This window comes from Petropleomorpha daqingensis (assembly GCF_013408985.1).
GTDB lineage: Bacteria > Actinomycetota > Actinomycetes > Mycobacteriales > Geodermatophilaceae > Petropleomorpha > Petropleomorpha daqingensis.
This window is the reverse complement of sequence record NZ_JACBZT010000001.1, coordinates 1,502,799-1,529,195: the sequence shown is the minus strand read 5'-3', so window position 1 is coordinate 1,529,195 and position 26,397 is coordinate 1,502,799. Positions and strand designations below refer to the sequence as shown.

At 74.4% G+C, this 26,397-nt stretch carries 31 protein-coding genes; 16 read left to right on the top strand and 15 right to left on the bottom strand.

Annotated elements, in window-relative coordinates:
- Positions 1 to 95: 95 nt before the first annotated feature.
- Positions 96 to 1,394 carry an amidohydrolase family protein gene (locus GGQ55_RS07625; RefSeq protein WP_179715845.1) on the top strand — a complete coding sequence of 433 codons (1,299 nt, stop codon included), beginning with the start codon at positions 96 to 98 and terminating at the stop codon, positions 1,392 to 1,394.
- Positions 1,395 to 1,415: 21 nt separating this feature from the next.
- On the opposite strand, the gene GGQ55_RS07620 is transcribed toward GGQ55_RS07625, so the two are convergent.
- Both GGQ55_RS07620 and GGQ55_RS07615 read right to left on the bottom strand, forming a co-directional pair.
- Positions 1,416 to 2,183 carry an SDR family NAD(P)-dependent oxidoreductase gene (locus GGQ55_RS07620; protein WP_179715844.1) on the bottom strand — a complete coding sequence of 256 codons (768 nt, stop codon included), beginning with the start codon at positions 2,181 to 2,183 and terminating at the stop codon, positions 1,416 to 1,418.
- The gene (locus GGQ55_RS07615; protein ID WP_366488951.1) at positions 2,180 to 2,974 is read right to left on the bottom strand and encodes an MBL fold metallo-hydrolase; all 795 of its coding nucleotides are present in this window, start codon (positions 2,972 to 2,974) and stop codon (positions 2,180 to 2,182) included. Before GGQ55_RS07615 ends, GGQ55_RS07620 begins: the two co-directional genes overlap by 4 nt.
- A gap of 43 nt (positions 2,975 to 3,017) precedes the next feature.
- Here GGQ55_RS07615 and GGQ55_RS07610 point away from each other — a divergent pair, with 43 nt between their 5' ends.
- From GGQ55_RS07610 to GGQ55_RS07590, 5 genes are all read left to right on the top strand, one after another.
- A complete protein-coding gene (locus tag GGQ55_RS07610; RefSeq protein ID WP_179715843.1) occupies positions 3,018 to 3,368 on the top strand; it encodes a nuclear transport factor 2 family protein in 351 nt (116 codons plus the stop codon).
- A gap of 25 nt (positions 3,369 to 3,393) precedes the next feature.
- Positions 3,394 to 4,902 carry a TldD/PmbA family protein gene (locus tag GGQ55_RS07605; RefSeq protein ID WP_179715842.1) on the top strand — a complete coding sequence of 503 codons (1,509 nt, stop codon included), beginning with the start codon at positions 3,394 to 3,396 and terminating at the stop codon, positions 4,900 to 4,902.
- Positions 4,899 to 6,287, top strand: a complete 1,389-nt coding sequence (locus tag GGQ55_RS07600) for a metallopeptidase TldD-related protein (RefSeq protein ID WP_179715841.1) — start codon at positions 4,899 to 4,901, stop codon at positions 6,285 to 6,287. The genes GGQ55_RS07605 and GGQ55_RS07600 overlap by 4 nt, the downstream gene beginning before the upstream one ends.
- Positions 6,288 to 6,528: 241 nt before the next feature.
- Positions 6,529 to 6,831 (top strand): hypothetical protein, encoded by a 303-nt coding sequence (locus GGQ55_RS07595; protein WP_179715840.1) that lies wholly within the window; start codon positions 6,529 to 6,531, stop codon positions 6,829 to 6,831.
- Positions 6,832 to 7,127: 296 nt separating this feature from the next.
- Positions 7,128 to 8,111, top strand: a complete 984-nt coding sequence (locus GGQ55_RS07590) for a C40 family peptidase (RefSeq protein ID WP_366488948.1) — start codon at positions 7,128 to 7,130, stop codon at positions 8,109 to 8,111.
- 45 nt (positions 8,112 to 8,156) lie between these two features.
- Here the strand turns inward: GGQ55_RS07590 and GGQ55_RS07585 are convergent, their stop codons facing one another.
- Positions 8,157 to 8,735, bottom strand: a complete 579-nt coding sequence (locus GGQ55_RS07585) for a YdeI/OmpD-associated family protein (protein WP_366488947.1) — start codon at positions 8,733 to 8,735, stop codon at positions 8,157 to 8,159.
- 80 nt (positions 8,736 to 8,815) lie between these two features.
- On the opposite strand from GGQ55_RS07585, the gene GGQ55_RS07580 reads away from it, so the two are divergent.
- Positions 8,816 to 9,523 (top strand): histidine phosphatase family protein, encoded by a 708-nt coding sequence (locus GGQ55_RS07580; protein ID WP_366488945.1) that lies wholly within the window; start codon positions 8,816 to 8,818, stop codon positions 9,521 to 9,523.
- The gene (locus tag GGQ55_RS07575; protein WP_179715836.1) at positions 9,504 to 10,394 is read left to right on the top strand and encodes an NAD(P)H-hydrate dehydratase; all 891 of its coding nucleotides are present in this window, start codon (positions 9,504 to 9,506) and stop codon (positions 10,392 to 10,394) included. Before GGQ55_RS07580 ends, GGQ55_RS07575 begins: the two co-directional genes overlap by 20 nt.
- 1 nt (position 10,395) lies before the next feature.
- Here the strand turns inward: GGQ55_RS07575 and GGQ55_RS27635 are convergent, their stop codons facing one another.
- Both GGQ55_RS27635 and GGQ55_RS27630 read right to left on the bottom strand, forming a co-directional pair.
- On the bottom strand, positions 10,396 to 10,779 hold the full coding sequence (locus GGQ55_RS27635; RefSeq protein WP_366488944.1) for an SDR family NAD(P)-dependent oxidoreductase: 384 nt from the start codon (positions 10,777 to 10,779) through the stop codon (positions 10,396 to 10,398).
- Entirely contained in the window at positions 10,776 to 11,117 is a 342-nt protein-coding gene (locus GGQ55_RS27630; protein ID WP_218859202.1) for an SDR family NAD(P)-dependent oxidoreductase, read from the bottom strand. The genes GGQ55_RS27635 and GGQ55_RS27630 overlap by 4 nt, the downstream gene beginning before the upstream one ends.
- Positions 11,118 to 11,210: 93 nt before the next feature.
- Between GGQ55_RS27630 and GGQ55_RS07565 the strand changes: the two genes are divergently transcribed.
- Entirely contained in the window at positions 11,211 to 12,080 is an 870-nt protein-coding gene (locus tag GGQ55_RS07565) for a LysR family transcriptional regulator (protein WP_179715835.1), read from the top strand.
- On the opposite strand, the gene GGQ55_RS07560 is transcribed toward GGQ55_RS07565, so the two are convergent.
- Positions 12,047 to 13,081, bottom strand: coding sequence for a uroporphyrinogen decarboxylase family protein (locus GGQ55_RS07560; protein WP_179715834.1), 1,035 nt, complete (start codon positions 13,079 to 13,081; stop codon positions 12,047 to 12,049). The genes GGQ55_RS07565 and GGQ55_RS07560 overlap by 34 nt on opposite strands.
- 47 nt (positions 13,082 to 13,128) lie before the next feature.
- Here GGQ55_RS07560 and GGQ55_RS07555 point away from each other — a divergent pair, with 47 nt between their 5' ends.
- Entirely contained in the window at positions 13,129 to 13,707 is a 579-nt protein-coding gene (locus tag GGQ55_RS07555; RefSeq protein ID WP_179715833.1) for a gamma carbonic anhydrase family protein, read from the top strand.
- Between the two features lie 4 nt (positions 13,708 to 13,711).
- Here GGQ55_RS07555 and GGQ55_RS07550 read toward each other — a convergent pair whose 3' ends face one another.
- Positions 13,712 to 14,911, bottom strand: a complete 1,200-nt coding sequence (locus GGQ55_RS07550; protein ID WP_218859201.1) for a cysteine desulfurase-like protein — start codon at positions 14,909 to 14,911, stop codon at positions 13,712 to 13,714.
- 21 nt (positions 14,912 to 14,932) lie between these two features.
- Between GGQ55_RS07550 and GGQ55_RS07545 the strand changes: the two genes are divergently transcribed.
- Positions 14,933 to 15,964, top strand: a complete 1,032-nt coding sequence (locus tag GGQ55_RS07545; RefSeq protein WP_179715831.1) for a zinc-dependent alcohol dehydrogenase family protein — start codon at positions 14,933 to 14,935, stop codon at positions 15,962 to 15,964.
- A 2-nt stretch (positions 15,965 to 15,966) separates the two neighbouring features.
- Here the strand turns inward: GGQ55_RS07545 and GGQ55_RS07540 are convergent, their stop codons facing one another.
- From GGQ55_RS07540 to GGQ55_RS07520, 5 genes are read right to left on the bottom strand one after another with little or no spacing between them, the layout of a single operon-like run.
- Positions 15,967 to 16,431 (bottom strand): Rv3103c transmembrane domain-containing protein, encoded by a 465-nt coding sequence (locus tag GGQ55_RS07540; protein ID WP_179715830.1) that lies wholly within the window; start codon positions 16,429 to 16,431, stop codon positions 15,967 to 15,969.
- Positions 16,428 to 17,333: a mechanosensitive ion channel family protein gene (locus GGQ55_RS07535; protein WP_179715829.1), complete on the bottom strand. Its 906-nt coding sequence runs from the start codon at positions 17,331 to 17,333 to the stop codon at positions 16,428 to 16,430. The genes GGQ55_RS07540 and GGQ55_RS07535 overlap by 4 nt, the downstream gene beginning before the upstream one ends.
- Before the next feature lie 46 nt (positions 17,334 to 17,379).
- On the bottom strand, positions 17,380 to 18,168 hold the full coding sequence (locus GGQ55_RS07530) for a thioesterase family protein (protein ID WP_179715828.1): 789 nt from the start codon (positions 18,166 to 18,168) through the stop codon (positions 17,380 to 17,382).
- Positions 18,169 to 18,191: 23 nt separating this feature from the next.
- Entirely contained in the window at positions 18,192 to 18,587 is a 396-nt protein-coding gene (locus GGQ55_RS07525) for a hypothetical protein (RefSeq protein ID WP_179715827.1), read from the bottom strand.
- A 15-nt stretch (positions 18,588 to 18,602) separates the two neighbouring features.
- The gene (locus GGQ55_RS07520; RefSeq protein WP_218859200.1) at positions 18,603 to 19,172 is read right to left on the bottom strand and encodes a DUF5655 domain-containing protein; all 570 of its coding nucleotides are present in this window, start codon (positions 19,170 to 19,172) and stop codon (positions 18,603 to 18,605) included.
- A gap of 136 nt (positions 19,173 to 19,308) precedes the next feature.
- On the opposite strand from GGQ55_RS07520, the gene GGQ55_RS07515 reads away from it, so the two are divergent.
- The 4 genes from GGQ55_RS07515 to GGQ55_RS07500 are packed head-to-tail and all read left to right on the top strand — an operon-like array spanning position 19,309 to position 22,231.
- A complete protein-coding gene (locus GGQ55_RS07515; RefSeq protein WP_179715826.1) occupies positions 19,309 to 19,758 on the top strand; it encodes an STAS domain-containing protein in 450 nt (149 codons plus the stop codon).
- 39 nt (positions 19,759 to 19,797) lie between these two features.
- On the top strand, positions 19,798 to 20,760 hold the full coding sequence (locus GGQ55_RS28250) for an EamA family transporter (protein WP_179715825.1): 963 nt from the start codon (positions 19,798 to 19,800) through the stop codon (positions 20,758 to 20,760).
- Positions 20,757 to 21,248: an Lrp/AsnC family transcriptional regulator gene (locus GGQ55_RS07505; RefSeq protein ID WP_179715824.1), complete on the top strand. Its 492-nt coding sequence runs from the start codon at positions 20,757 to 20,759 to the stop codon at positions 21,246 to 21,248. Before GGQ55_RS28250 ends, GGQ55_RS07505 begins: the two co-directional genes overlap by 4 nt.
- Entirely contained in the window at positions 21,245 to 22,231 is a 987-nt protein-coding gene (locus tag GGQ55_RS07500; protein ID WP_179715823.1) for an acyl-CoA dehydrogenase family protein, read from the top strand. Before GGQ55_RS07505 ends, GGQ55_RS07500 begins: the two co-directional genes overlap by 4 nt.
- Here the strand turns inward: GGQ55_RS07500 and GGQ55_RS07495 are convergent.
- Together GGQ55_RS07495 and GGQ55_RS07490 are read right to left on the bottom strand one after the other, a co-directional pair.
- Complete coding sequence (locus GGQ55_RS07495) at positions 22,228 to 23,163, bottom strand: oxygenase MpaB family protein (RefSeq protein ID WP_218859199.1); 936 nt, start codon at positions 23,161 to 23,163, stop codon at positions 22,228 to 22,230. The two genes, GGQ55_RS07500 and GGQ55_RS07495, sit on opposite strands and share 4 nt — an antisense overlap.
- A gap of 16 nt (positions 23,164 to 23,179) precedes the next feature.
- Positions 23,180 to 24,625: a gamma-aminobutyraldehyde dehydrogenase gene (locus tag GGQ55_RS07490; protein ID WP_179715822.1), complete on the bottom strand. Its 1,446-nt coding sequence runs from the start codon at positions 24,623 to 24,625 to the stop codon at positions 23,180 to 23,182.
- Between the two features lie 94 nt (positions 24,626 to 24,719).
- On the opposite strand from GGQ55_RS07490, the gene gabT reads away from it, so the two are divergent.
- The gene (gene gabT / locus GGQ55_RS07485) at positions 24,720 to 26,081 is read left to right on the top strand and encodes a 4-aminobutyrate--2-oxoglutarate transaminase (RefSeq protein WP_179715821.1); all 1,362 of its coding nucleotides are present in this window, start codon (positions 24,720 to 24,722) and stop codon (positions 26,079 to 26,081) included.
- 28 nt (positions 26,082 to 26,109) lie between these two features.
- On the opposite strand, the gene GGQ55_RS07480 is transcribed toward gabT, so the two are convergent.
- Positions 26,110 to 26,373 (bottom strand): helix-turn-helix domain-containing protein, encoded by a 264-nt coding sequence (locus GGQ55_RS07480; protein WP_179715820.1) that lies wholly within the window; start codon positions 26,371 to 26,373, stop codon positions 26,110 to 26,112.
- Positions 26,374 to 26,397: the final 24 nt, after the last annotated feature.

Sequence of the window (26,397 nt, the reverse complement as noted above, 5' to 3'; positions counted from 1 at the left end):
CGGCACCGAGAGGGAAGTTCCTGTGCGGCCCCCTGCAGGGCCCCGGCGCGAGCGTGCGAGCGTTGGGGGGCAGGGGGTCCTTATAACGTTCCGCCATGCAGCGCTTCACCGCCCGTGCCGTCGTCGTCGGTGACCGGGCCGGCACCGTCGTCCCCGATGCCGTGCTGGACGTCGACGACGGCGAGATCCGCTGGGTCGGGCCGGCCGCCGACGCCGCCCCGGCCCCCGACGCCGAGACCGTCGACCTGCCCGGCGTGCTGCTCCCGGGCCTGGTCAACACCCACTCGCACGCGCCGATGGTGCTGTTCCGGGGGCAGGCGGAGGGGCTGCCGCTGGACCGGTGGCTGGGTGAGGTCATCTGGCCGCGGGAGGCCCGCCTCACCGGGGACGACGTCGAGGTCGCGATGACGGCGGCGTCGGCCGAGATGCTCCGGAACGGCGTCACCACCAGCGTGGAGATGTACTTCTCGCCCGAGCGGATCGCCGCCGCCGTCACCGCGACCGGCGCCCGGGCGGTGATCGCGACGCCGCTGATCCCGCTGCCGGGCATGCCGCCGCTGGAGGAGCAGCTGCAGCACTCCGTCGAGCTCGCCGCGGGCACCCCGACCGGCGGCACCGTCGAGTACGGGCTCGGCCCGCACGCGGCCTACACGCTGCCGCTGTCGATCCTCACGTCCGCCGCCGCGGCCGCCCGGGAGCACAACCTGCTGCTGCACCTGCACGTCGCCGAGACCGCGACCGAGGGCGACGAGCTGCTGGCGCGGCACGGGCTGTCGGTGCCGACGCTCCTGGCCGCGCACGACGTCCTCGGCGGGCGGGTGCTGGCGGCGCACTGCGTGCACATGGACGACGCCGACCTCGAGCTGTGGCAGGAGTACGACGTCGCCGTCGCGCACTGCCCGGCCTCGAACGCGAAGCTGGCCAGCGGCGTGATGCGGCTGCGCGAGATGCTCGACCGCGGCATCCGGGTGGGGCTGGGCACCGACGGTCCGGCGTCCAACGACGGGCTCGACCTGCTCGCCGACGCGCGGCTGGCCGCCCAGCTGGCCCGGCTGCGGGAGGCCGACCCCACCGCGCTCACCGCGGCCGAGGCGTTCTGGCTGGCCACCGGTGCGGCGGCCGACGCGATCGGCCGCCCCGACCTGGGCCGGCTCACCCGCGGGCGGCAGGCCGACCTCGTGCACGTCGACACCCGCGACCTGCGCTTCGAGCCGGTCGGCGACAAGGAGGACCTGCTCACCCACCTCGTGTGGTCGGGCATCACGCCGCTGGTCCGCGACACCTGGGTGGCCGGCCGGCAGGTGGTCCGCGACGGCGTCTGCACGACCGTCGACGCCGAGGCGCTGCGGGCCGACGTCGCCGAGCGCGCGGCGCGCCTCGCACACGGAGGCTGAGAGCGGAGGAAACCTCGCTCGTCAGCCTCCGAAGCGGGCCGACAGCCAGGCGTCGAACTCGGTGGCCACGATCCGCTCGTCGTGCACTCCGGCGCCCTCCGGCGAGCACAGGAACCGGATCGGCGGACCCATCACCGCCGGGGCGAGCAGGCCCGCGCGGTGCTCCGGCGGGAAGTCGTCGGGGATCATCCCGGTCGCCGTCGCCCCGCCCGGCAGCAGGATGTTCGCGGTGACGCCGGAGCCGGTCAGGTCGGCGGCCATGATCCGGGCCAGCGCCTCGGCGCCCGCCCGCGCGGGTCCGTACGGCACGAAGCCGCGCCGGTTCATCGTCGAGTGGTTCATCGAGACGTTGACCACCCGCCCGGCGCCGGCCGCCAGGAACCGGGGGACCACGGCGCGGGCGACGAGGAAGTAGCCGGTGAGGTTCGTCGCCACCAGATCCCGGAAGCCCTCGGGCGACACGACCCAGAACGGCTGCGGGTCGGTGAGGAAGCGCGGGTTGACCGTGCGCATGCCGATCCCGGCGTTGTTCACCAGGACGTCGAGGCCGCCGAGCAGCTCGTCGGCCCGGTCTACCCCGCGCGCGACGTCGTCCTCGTCCCGGACGTCCATGCCGATGCCCGCGCACCCGAGCTCCGTGGCCGCCGAGGTCGCCCGGCCGGCATCACGGCCGGTGATGGCGACGGTGGCGCCGGCCTCGAGCAGGGCCCGGGCCATGGCCGCACCCAGCCCGCTGGTCCCACCCGTGATCAGCACCCGCACCCCGTCGGCTCGGAAGTCCGCGGTCATCGGAGGCTGATCCGCTCCCCGCGGTGCACCGTGCGGATCTCCCCCGGCAGCTTCCGCTTCGCCACCTCGGCCACGAACTCGCCGAGCGGGCTCCTGAAGCGGGAGTAGTCGTCGAAGTGCACCGGCACGGTGACCGGCGGCTTGAGCAGCTCGACCAGGTCGGCGCCCTGCCTCCCGTCCATGGTCACCGTGACGCCGAGCGCCTTGGTCCCGCCGAGATGGGGGACGACGACGTCCAGCCGGCCGAAGCGCTCCAGCACCTCGCCGAGGAAGGGCCGGAAGATCGTGTCGCCGCTGATGTAGCCGCGCCAGCTCACCGTGCCGCCCTCGACCAGCTCGAGCACGCTGCCCATCACCGGCGGCAGCAGCTTCGCCATCGGGCCGGGGCCGTGGACGCCGGGTGCCGAGGTGATGCGCAGCGTCCGGCCGTCGCGGCTGAACTCGTGCGACTCCCACGGCCGCAGGTCGGCGGTCGCGCTGAAGCCACGGCGGGTCAGGGCCTGCGCAGCGGCCGGCGTGGTCAGCACCGGTGTCGACTTCGGCAGCGATCGGGTGGCGATGCGGTCCCAGTGGTCGGCGTGCAGGTGCGAGAGCACGATGCCGTCGAGCGCGGGCAGCTGGGTGGGCTGCAGCGCCGGCTCGGTGAGCCGCTTGGCCCACAGCCCCTTGCCCAGGTAGGCGCGCTGCCCGCGGTGCAGGAAGTTCGGATCGGTGAGCAGCGTGAACGGGCCGATCCGCAGCAGCATCGTGGCGTTGCCGCCGAAGGTCATCGTGACGTCGTCGGCGGGCACGCAGAAACGGCTACCCGCTGCGGCGGCCCCCTACCCTGACGGCGTGCGAACCGCCGCCGAGCTGCTCGAACGCATGGTCCAGGGCGTCTTCGACGAACCGGATCCCGACCGGCGGGCGGCGGTGATCGAGGAGATCTTCACCGTCGAGGTCATCTTCACCGATCCGCACGCCACCGTCGTCGGACGGGAGGCGCTGGGCGCCGCCGTCACCGCGCTGCGGGAGCGGATCGGGGCGGCCGCGTTCACCCCGGCCGGCCCACCGCGCGAGGTCGGGGACCTCGGCATGCGGGCCTGGCGGCTCGGCGTCGAAGGCCAGGAACCGGTGGGCAGCGGGCTCGACGTCGTCCTCGTCCTGGACGGCCGGATAGCCCGGCTGTGGACCTTCCTGGACTGAGGGTCCCGGCTGGTAAACAAGGGGGATGCCCGGCCGAACCGTCGACGAGTCCTTCCTGGCGCTGCCGCTGTCCGCGCTCACCGACGCCGCGCTGACCCGCGCGGTCGACCTCGGCTGCGAGCACGCCGACATCCGGGTGGAGCGGATCCGCACGCAGACGATCAGCCTGCGCGACGCCCGCCTGGAGTCGCTGGCCGACGGCGAGGACCTCGGCCTGTCCGTCCGGGTGGTCCACGAGGGGACGTGGGGCTTCGCGGCCGGCGTCGTCCTCACCGCCGCCGAGGCCGTGCGGCTGGCCGAGGAGGCGGTCGCCGTCGCCCAGGTGTCGGCGTCGATCAACACCGACCGGGTCGAGCTCGCCCCCGAACCGACCTACGACGGCGAGTGGGTGTCGGACTACGCCGTCGACCCGTTCGAGGTCGCCGACGCGGAGAAGACCGGCCTGCTCACCGAGCTGTCCGAGCAGCTGCTGGCCGCCGACGGCGTCGAGCACGTGCAGTCGGGCTGCATGCACGTCAAGGAGCAGAAGTACTACGCCGACACCGCCGGCACCCGCACCCGGCAGCAGCGCGTGCGCATCCACCCCGAGTTCACCGCGCTGACCGTCGACCGCAGCACCGGCGCGTTCGAGAGCATGCGCACGCTGGCGCCGCCGGTCGGCCGCGGCTGGGAGTACCTCACCGGCACCGGCTGGGACTGGCGCGGCGAGCTGGCCGAGATCCCCGAGCTGATGATGGAGAAGACCAAGGCGCCGTCGGTCGAGCCCGGCCGCTACGACCTGGTCATCGACCCGTCGAACCTGTTCCTCACCATCCACGAGTCGATCGGCCACGCCACCGAGCTCGACCGGGCGCTCGGCTACGAGGCCGCCTACGCGGGCACCAGCTTCGCCACCGTCGACAAGCTCGGCACGCTGCAGTACGGCTCGCCGCTGATGAACGTCACCGGCGACCGCACCGCGCCGCACGGCCTGTCCACGGTCGGCTGGGACGACGAGGGCGTCGCCGGCCAGCAGTGGGACCTGATCGAGGACGGCGTCCTCGTCGGGTACCAGGTCGACCGGAACATGGCGCGGCTGCGCGGCCTGCCCCGGTCCAACGGCTGCGCCTTCGCCGACTCCCCCGGTCACGTGCCGGTGCAGCGGATGCCCAACGTCTCGCTCCAGCCGGCCCCGGGCGGGCCGTCGACCGAGGAGATCATCGCCGGCGTCGAGCGCGGGATCTTCGTCGTCGGCGACAAGAGCTGGTCGATCGACATGCAGCGCTACAACTTCCAGTTCACCGGCCAGCGGTTCTACCGGATCGAGAACGGGCGGCTGGCCGGCCAGCTGCGCGACGTGGCCTACCAGGCGACGACGACGGACTTCTGGGGCGCGATGTCGGTGGTCGGTGGCCCGCAGACCTACGTGCTGGGCGGCGCGATGAACTGCGGCAAGGCCCAGCCCGGGCAGACGGCGCCGGTCAGCCACGGCTGCCCCGCGGCCCGCTTCGACCAGGTCAACATCCTCAACACGGTGCAGGAGGGCGGCCGATGAGCACGCTGAGCCCGCAGGACGTCGTCGAGAAGGCGCTCGCCGCCTCGACCGCCGACGGGCAGGTCGCCTTCGTCGTCGAGAGCTCGGAGGCCAACCTCCGCTGGGCGGGCAACAGCCTGACCACCAACGGCTCGATGCGCTCGCGCCAGGTCGTGGTCGTCTCGTTCGTCGACGGCGGCGCCGGCATGGCCACCGGCACGGTCGCCCGCACCGGCATGCCCGACATCGCCGAGCTGGTGGCGGCCAGCGAGCGTGCCGCCCGCGACGCCGGGCCGGCCGAGGACGCCGTCCCGCTGATCAGCGAGGCGCCGCCGGGGGCGGGGGACTGGGACGCGGAGGCCGCGCAGACCTCGATCGGCGTCTTTCGCGACTTCGCGCCCGCGCTGGGGGAGGCGTTCCGCGGCGCGCAGGACCGCGACGAGCTGCTCTTCGGCTTCGCCGAGCACCAGATGGCGACCACCTACCTCGGCACCTCCACCGGCCTGCGGCTGCGCACCGACCAGCCGACCGGGCGGGTGGAGCTCAACGGCAAGAGTCGCGACTTCAGCCGGTCGGTGTGGGCCGGCATGGGCACCCGGACCTTCGCCGACGTCTCGGTGGCCGACCTCGCCGCGCAGGTGCAGCAGAAGCTGGCCTGGTCGCAGCGCCGCATCGACCTGCCGGCCGGCCGCTACGAGACGGTGCTGCCGCCGTCGGCCGTCAGCGACCTGTTCATCTACGCCTACTGGACGATGACCGCCCGGGACGCCGACGAGGGGCGCAGCGTCTACGCCAAGGCCGGCGGGGGCAACCGGATCGGCGAGCGGCTGGCCGCCCTGCCGCTGACCCTGCGCAGCGACCCGGCGGCGCCGGGGCTGGAGACCGCGCCGTTCCAGGTGGTCGGCGCGTCGTCCGGGTCGGCGTCGGTGTTCGACAACGGCATGCCGACCCCGGCGGTCGACTGGATCCGCGACGGCGTCCTGGCCAACCTGATCCGACCGCGCGCCTGGGCCCTGAAGACGACGGCGCCGGCCGTCGGCGCCGTCGACAACCTGATCCTCGAGGACCCCACCGCCACCGCGACGCTGGACGACATGGTCGCCGGCACCGAGCGGGGGCTGCTGCTGACCACCCTCTGGTACATCCGGGAGGTCGACCCGCAGACCCTGCTGCTGACCGGGCTGACCCGAGACGGGGTCTTCCTCGTCGAGGGCGGGGAGGTCACCGGGGCGGTGAACAACTTCCGGTTCAACGAGTCGCCGATCGACCTGCTGGCCCGCGTCACGCAGGCCGGACGCACCGAGCGCACCCTTCCGAGGGAGTGGAACGACTGGTTCACCCGGACGGCGATGGCCCCGCTGCGGGTGCCGGACTTCAACATGAGCAGCGTCAGCCCCGCGAGCTGACGGCGGGCGACCTCCCCGATTGGCACATGGTGCCAATGGGCGCGCGGAGAACACGCCGCCCGCCTCAACATGTGCCCGCGGGTACTCCCATCGGGTGTATTTGCGTTGTTACGCTGCGTCCACTGCACTGAACGCACCCGCTCAAGTACAGGGTGTGACGCGCCGATGGTGACGCTGCGGTGCAGAGGAACACCGCACACCCGGTTCCGACGAGCCGGGACCGTCGAGGGGGGAGGCTCCCATGAGCCGGAGTCGTAAGCCGTCGGTCTTCCAGATCGGCAAGATCCGGGACGACGGCCGCACGGTGGTCATCTCCGGTTGGGGTCTGGGCCTCTGCGCGTCCGCGTGCACCTGCCACCGGCACCCCGTCGCCGGTCACCTCGCCATCGCCGAGGACCAGGCGGGCGGCACGCTCGGCCTGGTGAGCTTCCGCGAGGACGGCTGCGACTGCTGCGAGCCGTGGACCGCCGACGAGCTCGCCGGTGTGCTGCGCGACTTCGAGACGCTCTCCCGCCTGGACGCCGCCGAGCCCCTGGCCGGCTGACACAGCCCACAGCGCTTCCGCAGGGCCCGCGACGGATCGCCGTCGCGGGCCCTGCGCACGTCCGGGGTGTGACAGCTGGGGCAGGTGCGCGCCGGGGCGACCACTGGGACGCAGGAGGTTGAGCCGAGGACTTGACCAGCGCGCCTACCAGTACTTGTCGACATCGGATCCCTACCGTCCGTTGTGGCGCGCGGAGAACGTCGTCCCTTCCCCGGACGCGGCGCGACCACCCGGATGGAGGCTCGACGGTGCAGCGCACTCGGACGACGACCCGCCGTTGGAGGCGAGCGGTTCTCGTGCTGACGGCGGCGCTCTCGGCCTCCCTCGCCGGCACGCTCACCCCCGCCGCCGCGGCGCCCAGCAGCGCCGCCGACGCGAAGACCCTCGTCGAGCAGACCGGCGCCCAGCTCTCGCAGCTCGACGAGCAGGTCCACCAGGCCGAGGCCATCGTCGCCCAGCAGCAGCAGGCCGCCACCGACGCCGCCGCCCAGGCCGCGGCCGCGAAGGCCGCCGTCGACGCCTACGGGCCGCAGCTGCAGGCGATCGCGAAGAGCGGCATCAGCGGCTCCACCCAGTCGCGGCTCGCGGCGTTCCTCACCAGCGAGTCCGCCGCCGACCTCGTCGACCAGATGACGACGCTGGACATGATCGCCTCCCACGTGCAGGGCGTGATCTCCGCGGTCGCCGCCGCCCAGGCCCAGGCCGCCGCCGCGCAGGCGGCCGCCGACCAGGCCGCGGCGCAGGCCCAGTCCTCGCTCGCCCAGCTGCAGGCGCAGCAGCAGCAGCTGCAGCAGCAGGCCGACCAGTACGAGGCCGACTTCAAGCGGCTGAGCGCGGCCGAGCAGGCGCAGGTCTCCACCGCGCTGGGCGGCCCGTCGCTGTCCGCGCCGAACGCCGACGTCATCGTCTCCGGCGTCGCCAACGAGGTCATCGCGACGGCGATCCGCACCGCCCTGGCGCAGGTGGGCAAGCCCTACGTCTTCGGTGCCTCGGGCCCCAACGGCTTCGACTGCTCGGGTCTGACGATGTTCGCCTACGCTGCGGCCGGTGTCTCGCTGCCGCACTCCAGCTCCGCGCAGTCCCGGCTCGGCGTCGCCGTCTCCCGCTCGGAGCTGCAGCCCGGCGACCTCGTCTACTTCTACTCGCCGGTCAGCCACGTGGGCCTCTACATCGGCAACGGGATGATGGTGCACGCCCGGACCTACGGGCAGCCCGTCGCCGTCACCACCGTGGACATGAACGGCTACGCCGGCGCCCGGCGCATCATCACCGGCGGCTGAGCGCCCCCGCGCAGCGTGGATCAGGTCACCTGATCCACGGCTTCCTCAGTGGATGGTGCGGCCCTCGGCCAGCATCTGCGCCAGCGTGGCGATCCGTTTCGCGCGCGTCTGCGGGCTGGCCGCGGTGTGCACCCGCCACAGGACGGCGTAGCGGTTGGTGCTGTCGAGCTTCTCGAAGAACTCCGTGGCGCCGGGGTGCTCGGCCAGCGCCGCGGTGAGGTCGTCGGGAACGGTGATGGACGCCGGTCCGGCGTAGGCGCGGTCCCACCGGCCGTCGGCCTTGGCCGCCTCGACCGCGGCCATGCCCGCCGGGCGCATCCGGCCGGCCTCGACCAGCCGACCCACCCAGTCGACGTTCTTCTTCGACCACACGCTCTTCGCCCGTCGTGGCGTGACCCGCACGGTGAAGTGGTGGTCGTCGAGCTTGTTGGCGCGCCCGTCGATCCAGCCGAAGCAGAGCAGCGACTCGACCATCTCGGCCTGCTTGAGCGTCGGCTCGGGCGCGCCCTTCTTGGCGATGACGACGTAGATGCCGGGCGCGCGCTCGTGCTCGGCCTCCAGCCAGGCCTCGAACGCCGCCTGGTCGGCGAACCGGTGAACGGGCAGGTCGGTCGGGGCAGTCACGGGGCCCATCCTGTTTCACGGCACCGACAGTCGGCTAACGGCCTGGCGTGGGCGGACAGCGGGTTCCGGGACCGGCGGCCGTGTGGCTGGTGCGGCACGGCGAGAGCATCGGCAACGTGGCCGACGCCGAGGCGCACGTGCAGGGCGCCGGTCGGCTGAAGCTCGACGTCCGCGACCCCGACGTACCGCTGTCGGAGACCGGCTGCTCCCAGGCCCAGGCGCTCGGCCGATGGATGGCCGACCTGCCCGAGGAGGAGCGCCCGACGGCGGTGCTCAGCTCGCCGTTCACCCGAGCGCTGACGACGGCGCAGCTGGCCGCCGAGCCGCTCGGGTTGCGGGTGCGGATCGACGAGCGGCTGCGCGAGCGGGACTTCGGCGCGTTCGACGGGATGACCGGCGCCGGGATCCGCGAGGAGTACCCGCAGGAGGCCGAGCGGCGGGACCTGCTCGGCAAGTTCTACTACCGGCCGCCGGGCGGCGAGAGCTGGGCCGATGTCGCGCTGCGGATCCGCAGCATCCTGGCCACCGAGGCGCTGCGGCACGACGGCGAGCGGCTGCTGCTCGTCGCACACCAGGCGGTGATCATGGTCTTCCGGTACGTGCTGGAGGAGCTGACCGAGCAGGAGCTGCTGGAGATCGACGGCGCCGAGCGGGTCGCCAACACCTCGCTCACCCGCTACGAGACCGAGGACGGCGAGCTGCGGCTCGTGCAGTTCAACGCCGTCGACCACCTCGCCGCCGAGGACGAGGACGTCACGAAGGAGCCGCATGCCGCCGAGCAGACCTGAGCCCGCGCTGGTCACCCCGCCGCTGCTGCGGGGGTGGGCCCTGCCCGAGCCGACCGGCGGCAAGGAGGCGCGCGGCTCGATCCTCGTGATCGGCGGCAGCAGCCAGACGCTCGGCGCGGTCCTGCTCGCCGCCGAGGCGGCGCTGCGCGCCGGCGCCGGCAAGCTCCAGGTGGCGACGGCGGAGTCGGTGGCCCCGTTCGCCGCCACGGCCCTGCCCGAGGCGCTGGTGCAGGCGCTGCCGCAGAGCGACAGCGGGGCGATCCTCGCCGAGGCCGCCGACGTCGTCCGCGAGCTGGCCGAGGCGGCCGACGCCGTCCTGATCGGTCCCGGCATGCAGGACGTCGAGGAGACCCAGGGCTTCGGCGACCGGCTGCTGCCGCACCTGCGGGGCCCGGTCGCCCTCGACGCGCTCGGGCTGGCCAGCGTCACCGCCGACGTCGACTGCCTGCGCCACCTGGACGCCCGCGTCGTCCTCACCCCGAACCCGACCGAGCTGGCGATCGCGTTGCACGTGGAACAGGACGAGGTGGAGGACGACCCGTCCGCGGCGACCCTCGAGCTGGCCGGGCGGGCGAAGGCTGCCGTCGGGCTGGGCGGCGCGACGGCGTGGATCGCCGCACCCGACGGCCGGCTGTGGCGCGACGACAGCGGTGGGGCCGGGCTGGGTGTCTCCGGCTCCGGCGACGTCCGCGCCGGGATCGTGGCCGGGCTGCTGGCCCGCGGCGCCGAGCCGGCGCAGGCCGCGGTCTGGGGCTCGCACCTGCACGGCCGCGCCGGCGAGCGGCTGGCCGCCACCATCGGCCGGCTCGGCTTCCTCGCTCGCGAGCTGCCCTACCAGATCCCCGCCGTCATCGACGACATCGCGATCTAGCTCACCACGGCACGACGCCGGCGTCCTCGAAGAACCCGCCGGTCGGGCCGTCGTCGGGCAGCGTCGCCAGCCGGATCGCGACGGCCGCGCCCTGCTCGGGCGTGCGGACCCCGCGGAACCCGTTGAGGTCGGTCGCGACGTAGCCCGGGCAGGCGGCGTTGATCAGGACGTTCGTGCCCGCGAGCTCCTTGGCGTACTGGACCACGAGAGCGTTGAGGAACGTCTTCGACGGCGAGTACGCCCCGGAGATGGGGCCGGTGTCAGCGCCCGGGGTGGTCTGCCGGGTCAGCGAGCCGACCCCGCTGGACATCATCACGATCCGCGGCGCCGCCGAGCGCCGCAGCATCGGGAGCACCGCGTTCGTGACCCGGAGCGCGCCGATCACGTTGGTCTCGACGACCGTCCGGAGCTGCTCCGGGAGACAGCGGTCGGGTTCTGCGGCAGACCTCCGGTGATGGCGGCGTTGTTGACCAGCACGTCGAGGCCGCCGCCCTCCTCGAGGAGCGCGGCAGCGGCGGCCACGCTCGCGTCGTCGGTGACGTCCAGGGGGACGCCGAACGCGTCGGCCCCGCCGGCACGCAGCTTCTCTACCGCCGTCTCGCGGCGCCGCTCGTCCCGGGCGCCGACACCGACCCGCCAGCCCAGCGCGCCGAGTCCGGCCGCGATCTCGTACCCGATGCCCTTGTTCGCGCCGGTGACCAGCGCGATCGTCTGTCCGCTCATGCGATCCAGCCTGCGCCGGACGCCCGGCGGCGGCCAACACCGATCGGGTCGCGACCGATACCTCACGGGTATGGGCCGCGTACCGTCGCCGGGGTGGAGACGCGGGAGCTGCGGTACTTCGTGGCGGTCGCCGAGGAGCTGCACTTCGGCCGGGCGGCACAGCGGCTGGGCATGGCGCAACCCCCGCTGTCACGGGCCATCGCCCAGCTCGAACGGCGGCTCGGAGCGGCGCTGCTGGAACGCACGAGCCGCGGGGTCACCCTGACGACGGCCGGGGCCGTGCTGCTCCGCGAGGCCCGTGCCGCGCTGGACGCGGTCGACGCCGCCGAGCGGCGCACCCGCCGTGCCGCGGGGGGCGCCCCGGGCGTCGTCCTGGTCACCAAGGCTGCCGCGTCCGCCGAGCTGCTGGCGAGGCTGCTCGACGCCTACGCGGCCGAGCCCGGCGCGGTCCCCGTCGAGGTCCTCCTGTGCGGCCCCGGCGAGCAGGAGCGGTTCCTGCGCGACGGGCGGGCCGACGTCGGCCTGCTGCACCGGCCGTTCGACGCCACGGCGGGGCTGGACGTCGAAGAGCTCGGCACGGAGGGCCAGGTCGTGCTCCTGCCGGCCGGCCACCCGCTCACCGGCCGGCCGTCGGTGCGGCTGGCCGACCTCGAGGAGCTGCCCGGGCTGCCGGCCGCCCGCTGGCCGCGCCGGGACGGCACCTACCCCGAGGGCCCCGGTCCGCAGGTCCGCGATCACGCCCAGCTGCTGCAGCTGATCGGGCTGGGTCGCACGTCGGCGGTGCTGCCGGAGTCGGTCCGGCGGCACCTGCGCGACGAGATCGCGGCCGTGCCCGTGGTCGACGCGCCGGCCGTCACGACGGTGATCGCCTGGCCGCCGCAGAGCCGGTCCCGCGCGGTCGCCGATCTCGTCCGGACGGCGACCCGCGTCTACAGCTCGCCGCGCACGATCTCCGCGGCCTGAGCCAGGGAGCGCATCTTCCCGGCGGCCGACGCGCGAGGCAGGTACTTCAGGCCGCAGTCGCTGGACAGGATGAGCTTGTCGACGTCGACGTCGTCCAGGGCCCGGCGGACACGGTCGGCGATCACCTCGGGCGTCTCCACCTCCGGCGTGGACAGGTCGAGGACGCCGAGGGCGATGCCCTTGCCGCGCAGCGGACGCAGCGTGGCGGGGTCCAGGTGCGACTGCGCGGTCTCCACCGAGATCGCGTCGGCCGGGGTGTCGGCCAGCTCGGGCAGGAACGAGTAGCCCTCGGGCCGCTCGGAGACCATCGCGGCGTAGCCGAAGCACAGGTGCACGTGCACCGTCCCGGCCGCTCCCTCCAGGGCGCGCGACACGGCCTCCGCGCCGTACTTCCGGGCCACCTCCGGGCGGGCCTGCAGCCACGGCTCGTCGATCTGCACGATGTCGGCGCCGGCCGCGAACAGGTCGGCGATCTCCTGCCGGACGACGTCGGCGTAGGCCAGCGCCAGCGCGCGGTCGTCGCCGTAGTGGTCGTCCTGCGCCTGCTGCGCCATGGTGAACGGCCCCGGCACGGTGATCTTGACGATCCGGTCGGTGGCCGCGCGCAGGAAGCGCACCTCCTCGGCCTGGATCGGCGCCGGCCGGCGGATGTCCCCGACCACCCGCGGCACGGGGATCGGCTTGCCCGACCGGTTGAGCACGCTGCCGGGGTTGTCGAGGTCGATGCCGTCGAGCGCGGTGGCGAAGTGGTTGGAGTAGGACTCCCGGCGGATCTCACCGTCGGTGACGATGTCCAGGCCGGCCTCCTCCTGCGACCGGATCGCCACCAGCGTGGCGTCGTCCTGGGCCTCGTCGAGGAGCTCCGGCGGCACCCGCCACAGCTCCGCGGCGCGCACCCGGGGCGGGAACTGGTGGGCCAATCGGTCGCGGTCGATCAGCCAGTCGGGCTGCGGGAGGCTGCCGACGACGGAGGTGGCCAGCTTCGGGAGCGGACGAGGCATGGCCCCATCCTCTCGCGCGACCAGCCCACCTCTGCCACGGTGGGCCTGTGGCGGAGAACTACATCGCGGAACTCGACTTCGGCGCGCCGAAGATCGACGACGAGGCGTTCGTGGCGCCGACGGCCGTGGTCGTCGGCGCGGTGACGATGGGGCCTCAGTCCAGCATCTGGTACGGCGCGGTCGCCCGGGCCGACCACGAGGTCATCGAGATCGGGGAGGGGTCGAACGTGCAGGACGGCTGCACGCTGCACTCCGACCCCGGCTTCCCGCTCGTGCTCGGCCGCGGGGTCACCGTCGGCCACAACGTCGTCCTGCACGGCGCCCACGTCGAGGACGACGTCCTCGTCGGCATGGGCAGCGTCGTGATGAACGGCGCCCGGATCGGCACCGGCTCGATCGTCGCCGCGGGCGCCGTCGTCACCCCTGGCACGCAGGTGCCGCCGGGGTCGTTGGTGGGCGGCGTCCCGGCCAAGGTGCTGCGCCAGACGAACGACGACGACCTCGCGCACATCAAGGGCAACGCGGCCAGCTACGTCGAGCGGCTGCCCACCGCCCGCCGGGTGCGGCCGGTGGTGCGGCACAAGCTGCCCCCGGCCGGCATGGTGCCCGGCGACGACATGAGCTGACCGCTCAGCGCAGGAAGTCGGCCAGGCCGGTGACCAGCCGGTCGACGTCGTCGGCGTCGGTGTAAGGCGCGAGCCCCGCCCGCAGGCCGCCGGCGTCGCCGAGACCGAGCCACCGGCTGGCCTCGATCGCGTAGAAGTTGCCGGCGGGCGCGTTGACGCCCCGCTCGGCGAGGAACCGGTACGCGTCGGCGGCGTCGCGGCCGTCGAAGGTGAGCAGCACCGTCGGCGTGCGCCGGGCCGCCCGCGACCAGACCGTGACGCCGGGCAGCTCGGCGATCCCGGCCTGCAGCCGCTCCAGCAGCGCGTCCTCGTGCTCCTCGAGCGCGGTGAGCGAGGCGACCAGGCGGTCGCGACGGTCCGCCGCGTCGCCGGGCACGAGGTCGGCGAGGAAGTCGACGGCCGCCGTCGTCCCGGCCATGAGCTCGTAGGGCAGCGTGCCCAGCTCGAACCGCTCCGGGACGGCGCCGGTCGAGGGCAGCAGCTTCGCCGGGTGCAGCCGCTCGAGCAGCGACGGCGCCGCAGCCAGCACGCCGCAGTGCGGGCCGAGGAACTTGTACGGCGAGCAGGTGTAGAAGTCCGCGCCGAACGCGGCGACGTCGACGGCGACGTGCGCGGTCAGGTGGACGCCGTCGACGGCGAGGAGCGCGCCGGCGTCGTGCACCGCTGCGGCGATCTCCGGCAGCGGCGGGCGGGTGCCGATCAGGTTGCTCGCCCCGGTGACCGCGACCAGCGTCGTCCGGTCGGTGAGCACGGTGGCGACGTCGTCCAGCTCGCCGGTGGCCGGGTCGAACGGCAGCCAGCGCACGGTCGCGCCGGCCGCCTCGGCGGCGAGCACCCACGGCCGCACGTTGGCGTCGTGGTCGAGCCGGGTCACCACGACCTCGTCGCCGGGGCCCCAGCCGGCGGCCAGGGTGCGGGCGAGGTCCATGGTCAGCGCGGTGGCGCTGCGACCGAAGACGATGCCGCCGGGGTCGGCGTGCAGCAGGTCGGCCATGGCGGTCCGCGCGGCCAGGACGACGTCGTCGGCGTTGCGCTCCGCCTGGGTGGTGCGCCCGCGGTTCGCGATCGGCGAGGTCAGCGTCTCGGCGACGGCCCGGGCGACCGCCTCGGGAACCTGCGTGCCGCCGGGCCCGTCGAAGTGCGCGGTGCCGGCCTTCAGCGCCGGAAAGGCCGCTCGGACGGCCTCGACGTCGTAGCTGCTCATAGGCATCGGAAGCTATACCCCGTGCGTGCGTTGATCTTCGAGGCCTTCGGTGGACCGCTGAGCGTCCGCGACCTGCCCGCTCCCGACCCGGCGACCGACGGCGTCGTCGTCGAGGTGGCCGCGAGCGGGATCTGCCGCAGCGACTGGCACGGCTGGCAAGGCCACGACCCGGACGTCGTCCTCCCGCACGTGCCGGGCCACGAGCTGGCCGGGACCGTGGCCGCGGTGGGCCACGGCGTGCGGCGCTGGCGGGTCGGAGACCGGGTGACCGTGCCGTTCGTCAACGCCTGCGGCCGCTGCGCCCAGTGCGCGGCCGGCGAGCACCAGGTCTGCCCGAACCAGACCCAGCCCGGCTTCACGCACTGGGGATCGCTCGCGCAGTTCGTCGCGCTCGACGCCGCCGACGTCAACCTGGTCGCGCTGCCCGACGAGCTGTCGATGAGCACCGCGGCCACCCTCGGCTGCCGCTATGCCACGGCGTTCCGGGCGGTGGTGCAGGTCGCCGGCGTGCGGCCGGGCGAGTGGGTCGCCGTGCACGGCTGCGGCGGCGTCGGGCTCTCGGCGGTGCAGATCGCGGTCGCCGCCGGTGCCCGGGTGGTCGCGGTCGACGTCGCGGCCGGCGCGCTGGAGCTGGCCCGGCGGTTCGGGGCGGCGGCCACGGTCCACGGGGACGACGACGTCCCGGCCGCCGTGGCCGACCTGACCGGCGGCGGCGCGCACGTCTCGCTCGACACCCTCGGCGCGGCGCTCACCTGCACGAACTCCGTGCGCAGCCTCCGGCCGCGGGGCCGGCACGTGCAGGTCGGCCTGCTGCCGCCCGCGCAGGGCCGCCCCGAGGTGCCGATGGAGCGGGTGATCGCGCTGGAGCTGGCGCTGCTGGGCAGCCACGGCATGGCCGCGCACGCCTACCCCGAGCTGCTCGGCCTGGTCGCCGACGGCCGTCTGCGGCCGCAGGAGCTGGTCACCCGCGAGATCGGCCTCGACGACGCCGGTGCCGCGCTGGCGGGGATGGGCGCCGAGCCCGGCATCACCGTCGTCACGGCCTTCGGCTGACCTCAGCTGGTCGGCGCGGGAACCGTGGCCGAGGGGACGCTGACGCCGGTCGAGGACCGGCCCGGGGTCGACGACTCCGGCGCCGTGGTGGTCGCGCCGCCGGTCGTCTGGTCGGTCGGGGTGCTCGGCTCGGTCGTCGTCTCGCGCGGGGGCGTCGTGGACCCGCTCGGGGTCGGCGTCGGTGCCTCGGACGTCGTCGTCGGCACCGAGGACGAGGTCGCCGGGGCGACCGGTCCGTTGACGTCGCCGGTCGTCCCGGCCGGGGAGGCCACGGCTGGGGGGCGGACGTACACCCACAGCACGAAGACGGCGACGAACAGGACGGCGAGCACCACGGTGGAGGTGCGGGCGCGGCCCAACCGCGAGGGGACGTTGGCGAACCGCCAGCGGGCGCGCGGGGGAGCGGTGGTGACCTTCGGCGTCGCCAGCGCCTCGGTCTGCGGCTGCTCCTCGTGCGGCGTGGTCATCGCAGCACCTCGGTGGGCGCGGCGTCGTCGTCCGACTGGGGCGGCAGCGTCATCCCCTGCCGACGGAACGCGAGCACGATCCGCGCACGCAGGTCGCGGCCGACCTCGAACTGCTTGCCGGGCAGCGTCCGGGCGACCACCCGCACGCTGACCTGGTCGAGGTCGAGGCTCTCCACCCCCATGACGCTGGGCGGGTCGAGCAGCAGCTTGCGCAGGGCCGGGTCGCGGAAGGCCTCGTCGCCCACCTCGCGGAGGATCTCGTTGACCCGGTTGACGTCGCTGCTGGTCGGCACCGGGACGTCGACGACCGCCCGCGCCCAGTCGCGGGAGAGGTTGACGACCTTGACGATCTGCCCGTTCGGGACGGTCACGACCTCGCCGTTGGCCGAGCGCAGGCGGGTGATCCGCAGCGTGACGTCCTCCACCGTGCCGGTGGCCGGCTCCCCCGCCCCGACGACGGCGATCGCCACGACGTCGCCGAACCCGTACTGCCGCTCGGTGATGATGAAGAACCCGGCGAGGATGTCGCCGACGATCCGCTGAGCGCCGAAGCCGAGACCGACGCCGAGCACGGTCGCCGGCGCGACCAGGCCGGTGACCGGCACGCCGAGCGTCTGCAGCACGAGGAAGACCGCGATCGAGTAGATCAGCACGACCGCGACCCAGGTGAGCACCTGGGTGAGCGAGTGCCGGTGCTTGGCCGCCTCGGAGCGCACGATCGCGTCCCCGCCGCTCGCGCGGGAGTCGATCTGGTCGGTGATCTTGGCGCCGACCCACTGCACGAAGCGGGCCAGCAGGACCGACCCGAGGATGATCAGGACGACCACCAGCCCGCGGCCGGTCACCCAGTCCCGGATGTCGGTCAGCGGCGCGATCGCGAACACGTCGGTGGAAGCAGCCATCGCCCGCCCACCCTTCCGAATGCGGGGTGCCGCCGCCAACCCGGGGTCAGCGCGGCTCCACGAACAGCGACTGGGTGGAGCGGCCGATCCGGCCCGAGACGTCGTAGAGGTCGGCGAAGCACTGGGCGGCCCCGGTGCCGCCGAGCGTCGTCCGGGCGTCCATGCCCAGCCAGTCGCCGGCCGGTGGGCGGTGCAGGGCGATGCAGAGGTCGACGTTGGCGAACGTCGAGGTGGTCCAGTCCAGCTCGGTGGAGATGCCGCTGGCCGCGTCGGTCATCACCAGCAGGTGCTGCAGCGGGGTGATCTCCTCGCCCTGCACCAGGTCGCAGGCGGGGCGGGTCCACGCCGCGGCCGGGCCGGGGGCGTTGAAGCTGCCGTGCGCGAAGCGCCAGTCCAGCGCCCGGTGGTAGGCGACGTCCTGCGTGAAGAACCCGGCGACCTCCGCCCGGCTGTCGTACGGCCCGGGGATGGCGACCGGGACGACGACCTCCCCGCCAGGGGCGTCGTCGCGGACGCGCATCCGCCAGGCGGACAGCCGCATGAGCGGGCGCTCGTCCCCGGTGTCGAGCACCGCCTCGACCAGCTCGATGCGCCGGCCCGGCCGGACGACGGACGCCCGCACCCGCACCGGCCCGACCGGCACCGGCGCGAAGATGTCGTAGGCCAGCCGCACGGTCTGGCCGGCCTCGATCCCGCTGGCCCGCTCCGCCTCGCGCAGCAGCAGCGCCGCCGGCGGCCCGGCGTGCTGGAAGCCGGCGTCCCAGGGGCCGATGGTCAGCGCGGTGGCGACGAAGCCGTCGCCGGTGGGCAGGTAGAGCTCGCCGGGAACGTCCATGCCCGCAGTCTCGCCGGTGCCGGTCAGCCGCCCGACCGGCGGCTCCCCCAGACCGCGAACGCCGTCCACGCCGCGGCGGCGACCGAGGCGAGGATCCACACCCAGCGCAGCGACTCCCCCGCGTCGGACAGCGCCAGCAGGACGGCGACCACCAGCACCGACCCGGCCAGCGGCGGCATCCGCAGCAGCCGGCCCAGGGTGTCCGGACCGGGGATGGCGATGAACACCACCGTCGCGGCGACCAGCAGCAACCCGCACACGGCGGCGGCGAAGCCGGACAGCACACCGAACTCGTCGGGCAGCGTGAATGCTCCCACCCCGGTCAGGACGACGGCGATCCCGAGCCCGAGCAGCAGCTTCTTGCGCCGTCCCGACCACGACCGGCGATCAGGCGGCGGTCCCCACGCCTGCGGAGCCATGCCCCCGAGTGTGGCTCACCCGTTCTGCTCGTACGCAGCGCGCAGGAGACGGCGGAGCTCGTCGTCCACCTCTGCGACCGAGGCGAGCGCGACCTTGTGCGTGGCCTGACCGGGTGCGCCGGCCGGCTGCAGCCGGTCGCTCGCCGGCGGGTCGACGAACCGCAGCCCGAGGTCCAGCCGCGCCGCCGTGGCCGGTGCCGCCGCGGCGAACTGCCGCGTGCGGACGAACGGCGTGTACGTGCCGCGCCCCTCGAGGACGACGTCGTCCCCGAGCGCCTCGGCGACGGCCCGGACGGCGTCGAACACCGGGCGCAGGCCGGCCTTCTTCCCGGCGTACTGCCCGTCGATGTACTGCTCGACCGTGGGCCGCTCCCAGCCCGCGGCGCGGGCGGCGGCGTCGGCGATCGTCCACTGGCTGTTCTGCTTCACGCCGTGCACGTCCTTGAGCCAGCGGCGGACGGCGTTCTGGTCGAGCGGGTCGACCCCGGAGCCCTGCACCAGCCCGACCCACTGCTCCAGCGTGCGGCCGGTGCGCTCGGCCAGGGACTCGCTGACCGCGCTCATCATGTCGTCGGGACCGGGCACGGTCGGGAACGGTAGCTCGGAGACGTCTGGCCCGATACCAGAGTTGAGACCCTTAAATCAAGATCAAACTCTTTACCCGGTACTCCCCGTTCCGTACCGTGACCATGTCCGGGCGGACGAGGTTGGGGGAGCGCCCATGGTCCTGTCGCACGAGTGGGACGTCTCGCGCCGGCTGGCGCGCTCGCCGCGCAACCGGCGACCGTGGTGGGTCTCCCACCCGGTGCCCGAGACGCCCTCGATCACGCTCGAGGCCGAATCGGCGGCCGCCCGCGTGGTCGTGCTGGTCAGCGGGGAGATCGACGCGCTGACCGCCCCGCACCTCGAGGCCTTCGTCGCCGGGCGCTCGCTGGCCGGCTGCGCCGTCCTCGAGCTCGACCTGGCCGGCGTGACCTCCATCGCCTCGGCCGGGCTCTCGGCGCTGCTCGGGCTGCGTCGCTGGTGCCAGCAGCGCGGCATCGACCTGCGGCTGCGCGGCGCGCAGCCGTCGGTGTGGCGGGTCTTCGAGGCGACCGGGCTGCACCGGGTCTTCCCCGACGGCGACGGGCCGGCCGGTCCCGGCCCGACACAGGAGCTCGCCCTCTTCTGAGTAGGTGTCGAAAAGCTCTTTGGGGACTACGGTGACGGGGTGCCCCCGGTCGCCCGTCCCGCAGTCGGCTACGGGCTCACCGTCCTCGCCGCCGCGTTCTTCTCGGTCAACGGCACCGTCTCGACCCTCGCCCTGCAGGCGGGTATCGAGCCGACCCGGCTGACCGCGCTGCGCTGCACCGGCGCGGCGATCGGGCTGCTGGCCGTGCTCGCGGTCACCGCGCCGGGCCGGTTGCGGCTGGCGCTCCGCGACGTGCCGTTCCTCGCCGTGTTCGGGATCGTCGGCGTCGCGCTGACCCAGTACCTGTACTACGTGGCGATCGGCCGGCTGCCGGTCGGCATCGCGCTGGTGTTCGAGATGACCGCGCCGGTGCTCATCGCGCTCTACGTCCGGCTGGTGCGCAAGGAGCGGGTCCGTCGCCGGCTGTGGGCGGCGCTGCTGCTCTCGCTGTCCGGGCTGGTGTTCGTGGCGCAGGTCTGGCAGGGCGGCGGGTCCCTCGACCCGCTCGGCGTCGCCGCGGCGCTCACCGCTGCGGCCTGCCTGGCCACCTACTACCTGATGGGCGAGCGCGGCGCGGCCGGCCGCGACCCGGTCGCGCTCACCTGCTGGAGCTTCGTGGCCGCGGCGGTGTTCTGGGCGGTCGCCGCGCCCTGGTGGCGGTTCGACCCGGGCGTGCTCGCCGAGCGGGTGCCGGTCGAGCTCGGCGGGTTGACCGTGCCCCTGTGGGTGCTGGTCGTCTGGATCGTCGTCCTCGGGGCGATGGTGCCGTTCTGGCTGTCGCTGGCCGCGCTGCGGCACCTCACGCCGACCACCGCCGGGCTGGTGGCCACGATCGAGCCGGTCTTCGCGTCGGTCATCGCCTGGACCTGGCTCGGGCAGGTGCTCACCGGCTGGCAGGTGCTCGGCGGCGTCGTCGTCCTGGGCGGGATCGTGCTGGCCCAGACGGCGCGGCGGAGCACACCGGCCGCGCTGCCCGACCTGCCGGTTACCCTGCCCGCGTGACGGTCCGGACCGGGATCGTCCTCGACGACGTGTCGAGGGCGATCATCGAGCAGCTCCAGGAGGACGGCCGGCGTCCCTACGCGCGGATCGCGACCGCCGTGGGGCTGTCGGAGGCCGCCGTGCGCCAGCGCGTCCAGCGGCTGCTCGACGCCGGCATCATCCAGATCGTCGGCGTCACCGACCCGATGCAGGTCGGCTTCGCCCGCCAGGCGATGGTCGGCATCCGCACCCGCGGCGACACCCGCAAGGTGGCCGACGCGCTGGCCGCCTTCGACGAGGTCGACTACGTGGTGGTCACCGCGGGCTCGCTGGACGTGCTCGTCGAGGTGGTCTGCGAGGACGACGACCGCCTGCTGGACACGATCAGCCGGATCCGCGACGTCGACGGCGTGGAGTCCACCGAGACGTTCGTCTACCTGGGGCTGCGCAAGCAGACCTACGCCTGGGGCACCCGCCGCCCCGAGCCGCCGGTCGCCGCCGACGTGTGAGCAGGGTCCTCGACCGCGCCCGGGCGCTCGCCGACGAGGTGCTCTGGCCGGCAGCTGAGGAGATCGAGGCCGCCGGCCTGGTGCCGCGCCGCCTGCTCGACGCGCTCGCGAGCGCCGGCCTGTACGGGCTGACCGGTCCGGCGGACGTCGGGGGACTGGAGGCCGACCCGCCGACGGTCGCCCGCGTGATCGAGGAGGTCGCCGCGGGCGATCTCTCGACGGCGTTCGTCTGGCTGCAGCACCTCGGGGTCGTGGCGGCGGTCGCCCGCTCGGAGCTCCGGGGGGCGCACCTCGCCGACCTGTGCGCCGGCCGGCTGCGGGCCGGGGTGGCGCTGCAGGCGGCCACCCGCCCCGGGCCCTCTACCGTGGTCGTGCGGGCCGCGCCGGACGGCTTCCTGGTGGACGGCGACGTCCCGTGGGTCACCGGCTGGGGCCTGGTCGACGTCGTCCTGCTGGCCGCCCGCGACGCCGACGACGTCGTCCACCTGTTCTGGACCGACGCGGTCGAGAGCCCGGCGCTGACCGCCGTGCCGCAGGAGCTGGTCGCCGTGACCGCGAGCAGCACCGTGCAGCTGCACCTGCGCGGCCTGGCGCTGCCCGCGGACCGGCTGGTGGCGACGGTGCCGCTCGCGGACTGGCAGGCCGGGGACGCCGCGGGGCTGCGGCCCAACGGCTCCCTGGCCCTGGGCGTGGTCGCCCGGTGCGCGCGGCTGGCGCCGTCGCCGCTGGACGGCTCGCTGACCGCCGAGCTCGACGCCGTCCGGACCCGGCTGGACACGGCGAACCCGGCCGAGCTGCCGGCCGCCCGCGCCGCCGCCTCGGCACTGGCCGCCCGGGCCACCACCGCGCTCGTCGTCGCCACCGGCAGCGCGGCCATCGCCGCCGGATCCCCGGTGGCGCGGCTGGCCCGCGAGGCGCTGTTCCTGCAGGTCTTCGGGACCCGGCCGGCGATCCGCGCCGCCCTGCTGGGCGAGCTGACCTAGGGCGCCCAGGACGGCGCAGGACCGAGGCCGAGGCGCCAGCGCGCCGCCTCCTCCGAGGGGCTGCGCGGTCCCAGCACCAGCTGCAGGGCCTGCAGCTGGGCGCGGGTGACGACGAGCTGCCCGTGCTCGGCGAGGCCCCGCATCGCGCGCCCGGGTACGCCGGCGAACGGGGCCGCGGACGGCGACACGAGCAGCTCCGCGGCGGCGGACAGCCCCGCGTAGAACACCCGCTCGGCCGGTCCCAGCCCGGGCGGGGCGGAGAGGAACGCGCGCAGCTCGGCCGGCACCGGTTCCAGCGAGGGCACGCACTCGGCCAGCGCCTCGGTCAGCTCGGCCCGCGTCCGCGGCAGGTCCGTGGCGCCCAGGGCCTCGGCGCTGCGGGCCCAGTCGCCGACGTACCGATCGGGCCACGTCCGACCGAACCGGCGCATGTCGCGGCCGACGGCCTCCTGCGCGGCGAGGAAGGCGTCGGTGAAGGCCAGGTGCACCCAGCGCAGCAGCGCAGGGTCACCCGCGGAGTACGCCCGTCCCCGCGCGTCGCTGCCCTGCACCCGGCGGTGCATCGCCCGCACCCGCGCCGCCTCGCGCTCGGCCAGCTCTGCCGAGCCGAACGTCGTCACGACCAGCCAGCGAGCGGTGCCGGCCAGCCGCTGCCACGGGTCGGAGCGGTAGTCGGAGTGCTGCTCGACGCCGGCCAGCGCCCGCGGGTGCGCGGCCTGGCCGAGCAGCGCGGTCACCCCGCCGACGAGCGTGGACAGGTCGCCGTGCACCCGCCAGACGACGCCGTCCGGCTCGAACCAGCCCGGGCCCTCCCCGACCTCGGCGATCGACCGCACCCAGGCCGGGACGCCGGAGGGCTCCCCGGAGACGCGGGAGCGGAAGGAGGCGCGGACGCCGGCCAGGAGGGGACCGGAGAGCGGCAGGCGCAGCACCCCGCCCAGACTGCGCTCAGGATTCGATGTTCGCCATGACGTGCTTGATGCGGGTGTAGTCCTCGAACCCGTACATCGACAGGTCCTTGCCGTAACCGGAGTGCTTGAAGCCGCCGTGCGGCATCTCGGCGACCAGCGGGATGTGCGTGTTGATCCACACGCAGCCGAAGTCCAGCCGCTTGCTCATCCGCATCGCCCGGCCGAAGTCCTTGGTCCAGACGCTGGAGGCCAGGCCGTACTCGACGCCGTTGGCCCAGCGCACGGCCTCGTCCTCGTCGGTGAAGCGCTGCACGGTGATCACCGGGCCGAACACCTCGCGCTGGACCATCTCGTCGTCCTGCCGCAGCCCGACGACGACGGTCGGCTCGACGAAGAAGCCGCGGTCGCCCTGCCGGTGCCCGCCGGCGGTGATCTGCGCGTGGTCCGGGGCGCGGTCGAGGAAGCCGGTGACGTGGGCCAGCTGGTTGGCGTTGTTGACCGGCGGGACGAGCGCGTCCTCGTCGCCGGCCCCCTTGTCATAGGTCGTGGTCGTGCCCTTGGCCTGCTCGGTGAGCGCCGCGACGAAGTCGTCGTGGATGCGCGGCGCGGCCAGCACGCGGGTGGCCGCGGTGCAGTCCTGCCCGGCGTTGAAGTAGCCGGCCACGGCGATCGCCTCGGCGGCGGCCTCGAGGTCGGCGTCGTCGAACACCACCACCGGCGCCTTGCCGCCGAGCTCCAGGTGCACCCGCTTGACGTCGTGGGACGCCGCCTCGGCGACCTGCATGCCGGCCCGCACCGAGCCGGTGATGGCCACCAGCTGGGGGATCTCGTGCGACACCAGCGCGCGGCCGGTGTCGCGGTCGCCGCAGATCACGTTGAGCACGCCCGGCGGGAGCACCTCGGCGGCCAGCTCGGCCAGCCGCAGCGTGGTCAGCGGGGTGGTGTCGGACGGCTTGAGGACGACGGTGTTGCCGGCCGCCAGCGCCGGGCCGATCTTCCAGACCGCCATCATCATCGGGTAGTTCCACGGCGTGACCTGGCCGACGACGCCGATCGGCTCGCGGCGGACCCAGGAGGTGTGACCGGCCATGTACTCCCCGGCCGCCTTGCCCTCCAGCGTGCGGGCGGCACCGGCGAAGAAGCGGATCTGGTCGACCATCGGCGGGATCTCCTCGCTCGCCGTCAGGCCGAGGGGCTTGCCGGTGTTGCGGCTCTCGAGCCGGACCAGCTCGTCGGCGTGCTCCTCGACCAGGTCGGCCAGCTTCAGCAGCGCCTTCTGCCGTTCCGACGGCGTCGTGTCGCCCCACGACTCGAACGCCGTCGCCGCCGCCCGGTAGGCGCGGTCGACGTCCTCGGCGGAGGAGACCGGCGCGGTGGCGAACACCTCGCCGCTGGCCGGGTCGACCAGGTCGGACCGTCGGCCGTCGGTGGCGTCGACGTGCTCGCCGCCGACGAAGTTGCGCAGCTCCAGCTTCTCGGTCACGCCGAGAACTCCACCGGGGTCTGTCCTGCTTGTCAACGGATACAGTCGCTGGGCAGTCCGTCTCGCGCGGAAACAGTCGTACCCGGAGGTCGCGATGACCGAGGTGCTCACCCCTTCCGGCACCCTTCCCCAGGAGCGGCGGCTGGTCACCGAGCTGCCCGGGCCGCGCTCGCGGGAGCTCATGGCCCGCCGGACGGCGGCGGTGTCGTCGGCCGTGGGCGGCACGCTGCCGGTCTTCGTCGAGAAGGCGGGCGGGGGAGTGCTGGTCGACGTCGACGGCAACTCGCTGATCGACATGGGCTCGGGCATCGCCGTGGTCAGCGTGGGCAACGCCGCGCCCGCGGTGGTCGAGGCGGTGAGCGAGCAGGTCGCCGCGTTCACGCACACCTGCTTCATGGTCGCGCCGTACGAGGGGTACGTCGCCGTCTGCGAGGAGCTCAACCGGCTCACCCCGGGCGGCCACGAGAAGCGCTCGGCGCTGTTCAACTCCGGGGCCGAGGCGGTGGAGAACGCCGTCAAGGTGGCCCGCGTGGCGACCGGCCGCTCCGCCGTCGTCGTCTTCGACCACGCCTACCACGGCCGGACCAACCTCACGATGGCGCTGACGGCCAAGGCGATGCCCTACAAGTGGGGCTTCGGGCCGTTCGCGCCCGAGGTCTACCGGGTGCCGATGTCCTATCCCTTCCGCGACGGCCTGGACGGCGCCGAGGCAGCCCGGCGGGCGCTGGGCGTCGTCGAGAGCCAGATCGGGGCGGCGAACGTGGCCGCGGTGCTGGTCGAGCCGATCCAGGGGGAGGGCGGCTTCGTCGTCCCGGCGCTGGGCTTCCTGCCCGCGCTGGCCCAGTGGTGCGCGGCGTCGGGCGCGTTGTTCGTGGCCGACGAGGTGCAGACCGGCTTCTGCCGCACGGGGAGCTGGTTCGCCGGCGAGCACGAGGGTCTCGTCCCCGACCTGGTGACGACGGCGAAGGGCATCGCGGGCGGCCTGCCGCTGGCCGGCGTGACCGGTCGCGCCGAGCTGATGGACGCCGTGCACGCCGGCGGGCTCGGCGGCACGTACGGCGGCAACCCGGTGGCGTGCGCGGCGGCGCTGGGGACGATCCGGACGATGCGGGAGCTGGACCTGTCCGCCGCCGCTCGGGCGATCGAGGCGACGATGCTGCCCCGGCTGCGTTCTCTGCAGGAGCGACACCCGGAGATCGGTGACGTGCGGGGTCGGGGCGCGATGCTGGCTGTGGAGCTGGTGAAGCCCGGGACGCTCGAGCCGGACGCCGCGCTGACCGGGGCGGTCGCGCGTGCCTGCCATGCCCGCGGTGTCCTCGTCCTCACGGCGGGGACCTGGGGCAACGTGCTGCGCTTCCTGCCGCCGCTGGTGATCGGCCAGGACCTGCTCAGCGAGGCGCTCGACGTCCTCGACGAGGCCTTCGCCACCGAGACCGCAGCTTCCCGACGGTCCTAGTGCGCTGCCCCGCCGGACGGGCTGAGCACTAGGACGCCAGGGTGTCCTCGGCCGGCTCGTCGAGCGCGGCGAAGCGCTCCAGGGGGACGTCGAGCGCGCGGGCCAGCGCGGCCACGGTGAAGAACGCCGGCGTCGGCACCCGGCCGGTCTCGATCTTGCGCAGCGCCTCGAGGCTGACGCCGGAGAGCGCGGAGATCTCGGCGGGGGAGCGGTCGCCGCGCGCGGCGCGGATCAGCGCGCCGAGCCGGCGCCCGCGTTCGCGCTCGGCGGGCGTCAGCGGCGGTCGCACCATGCGCGTGATACTAATACCGGGATA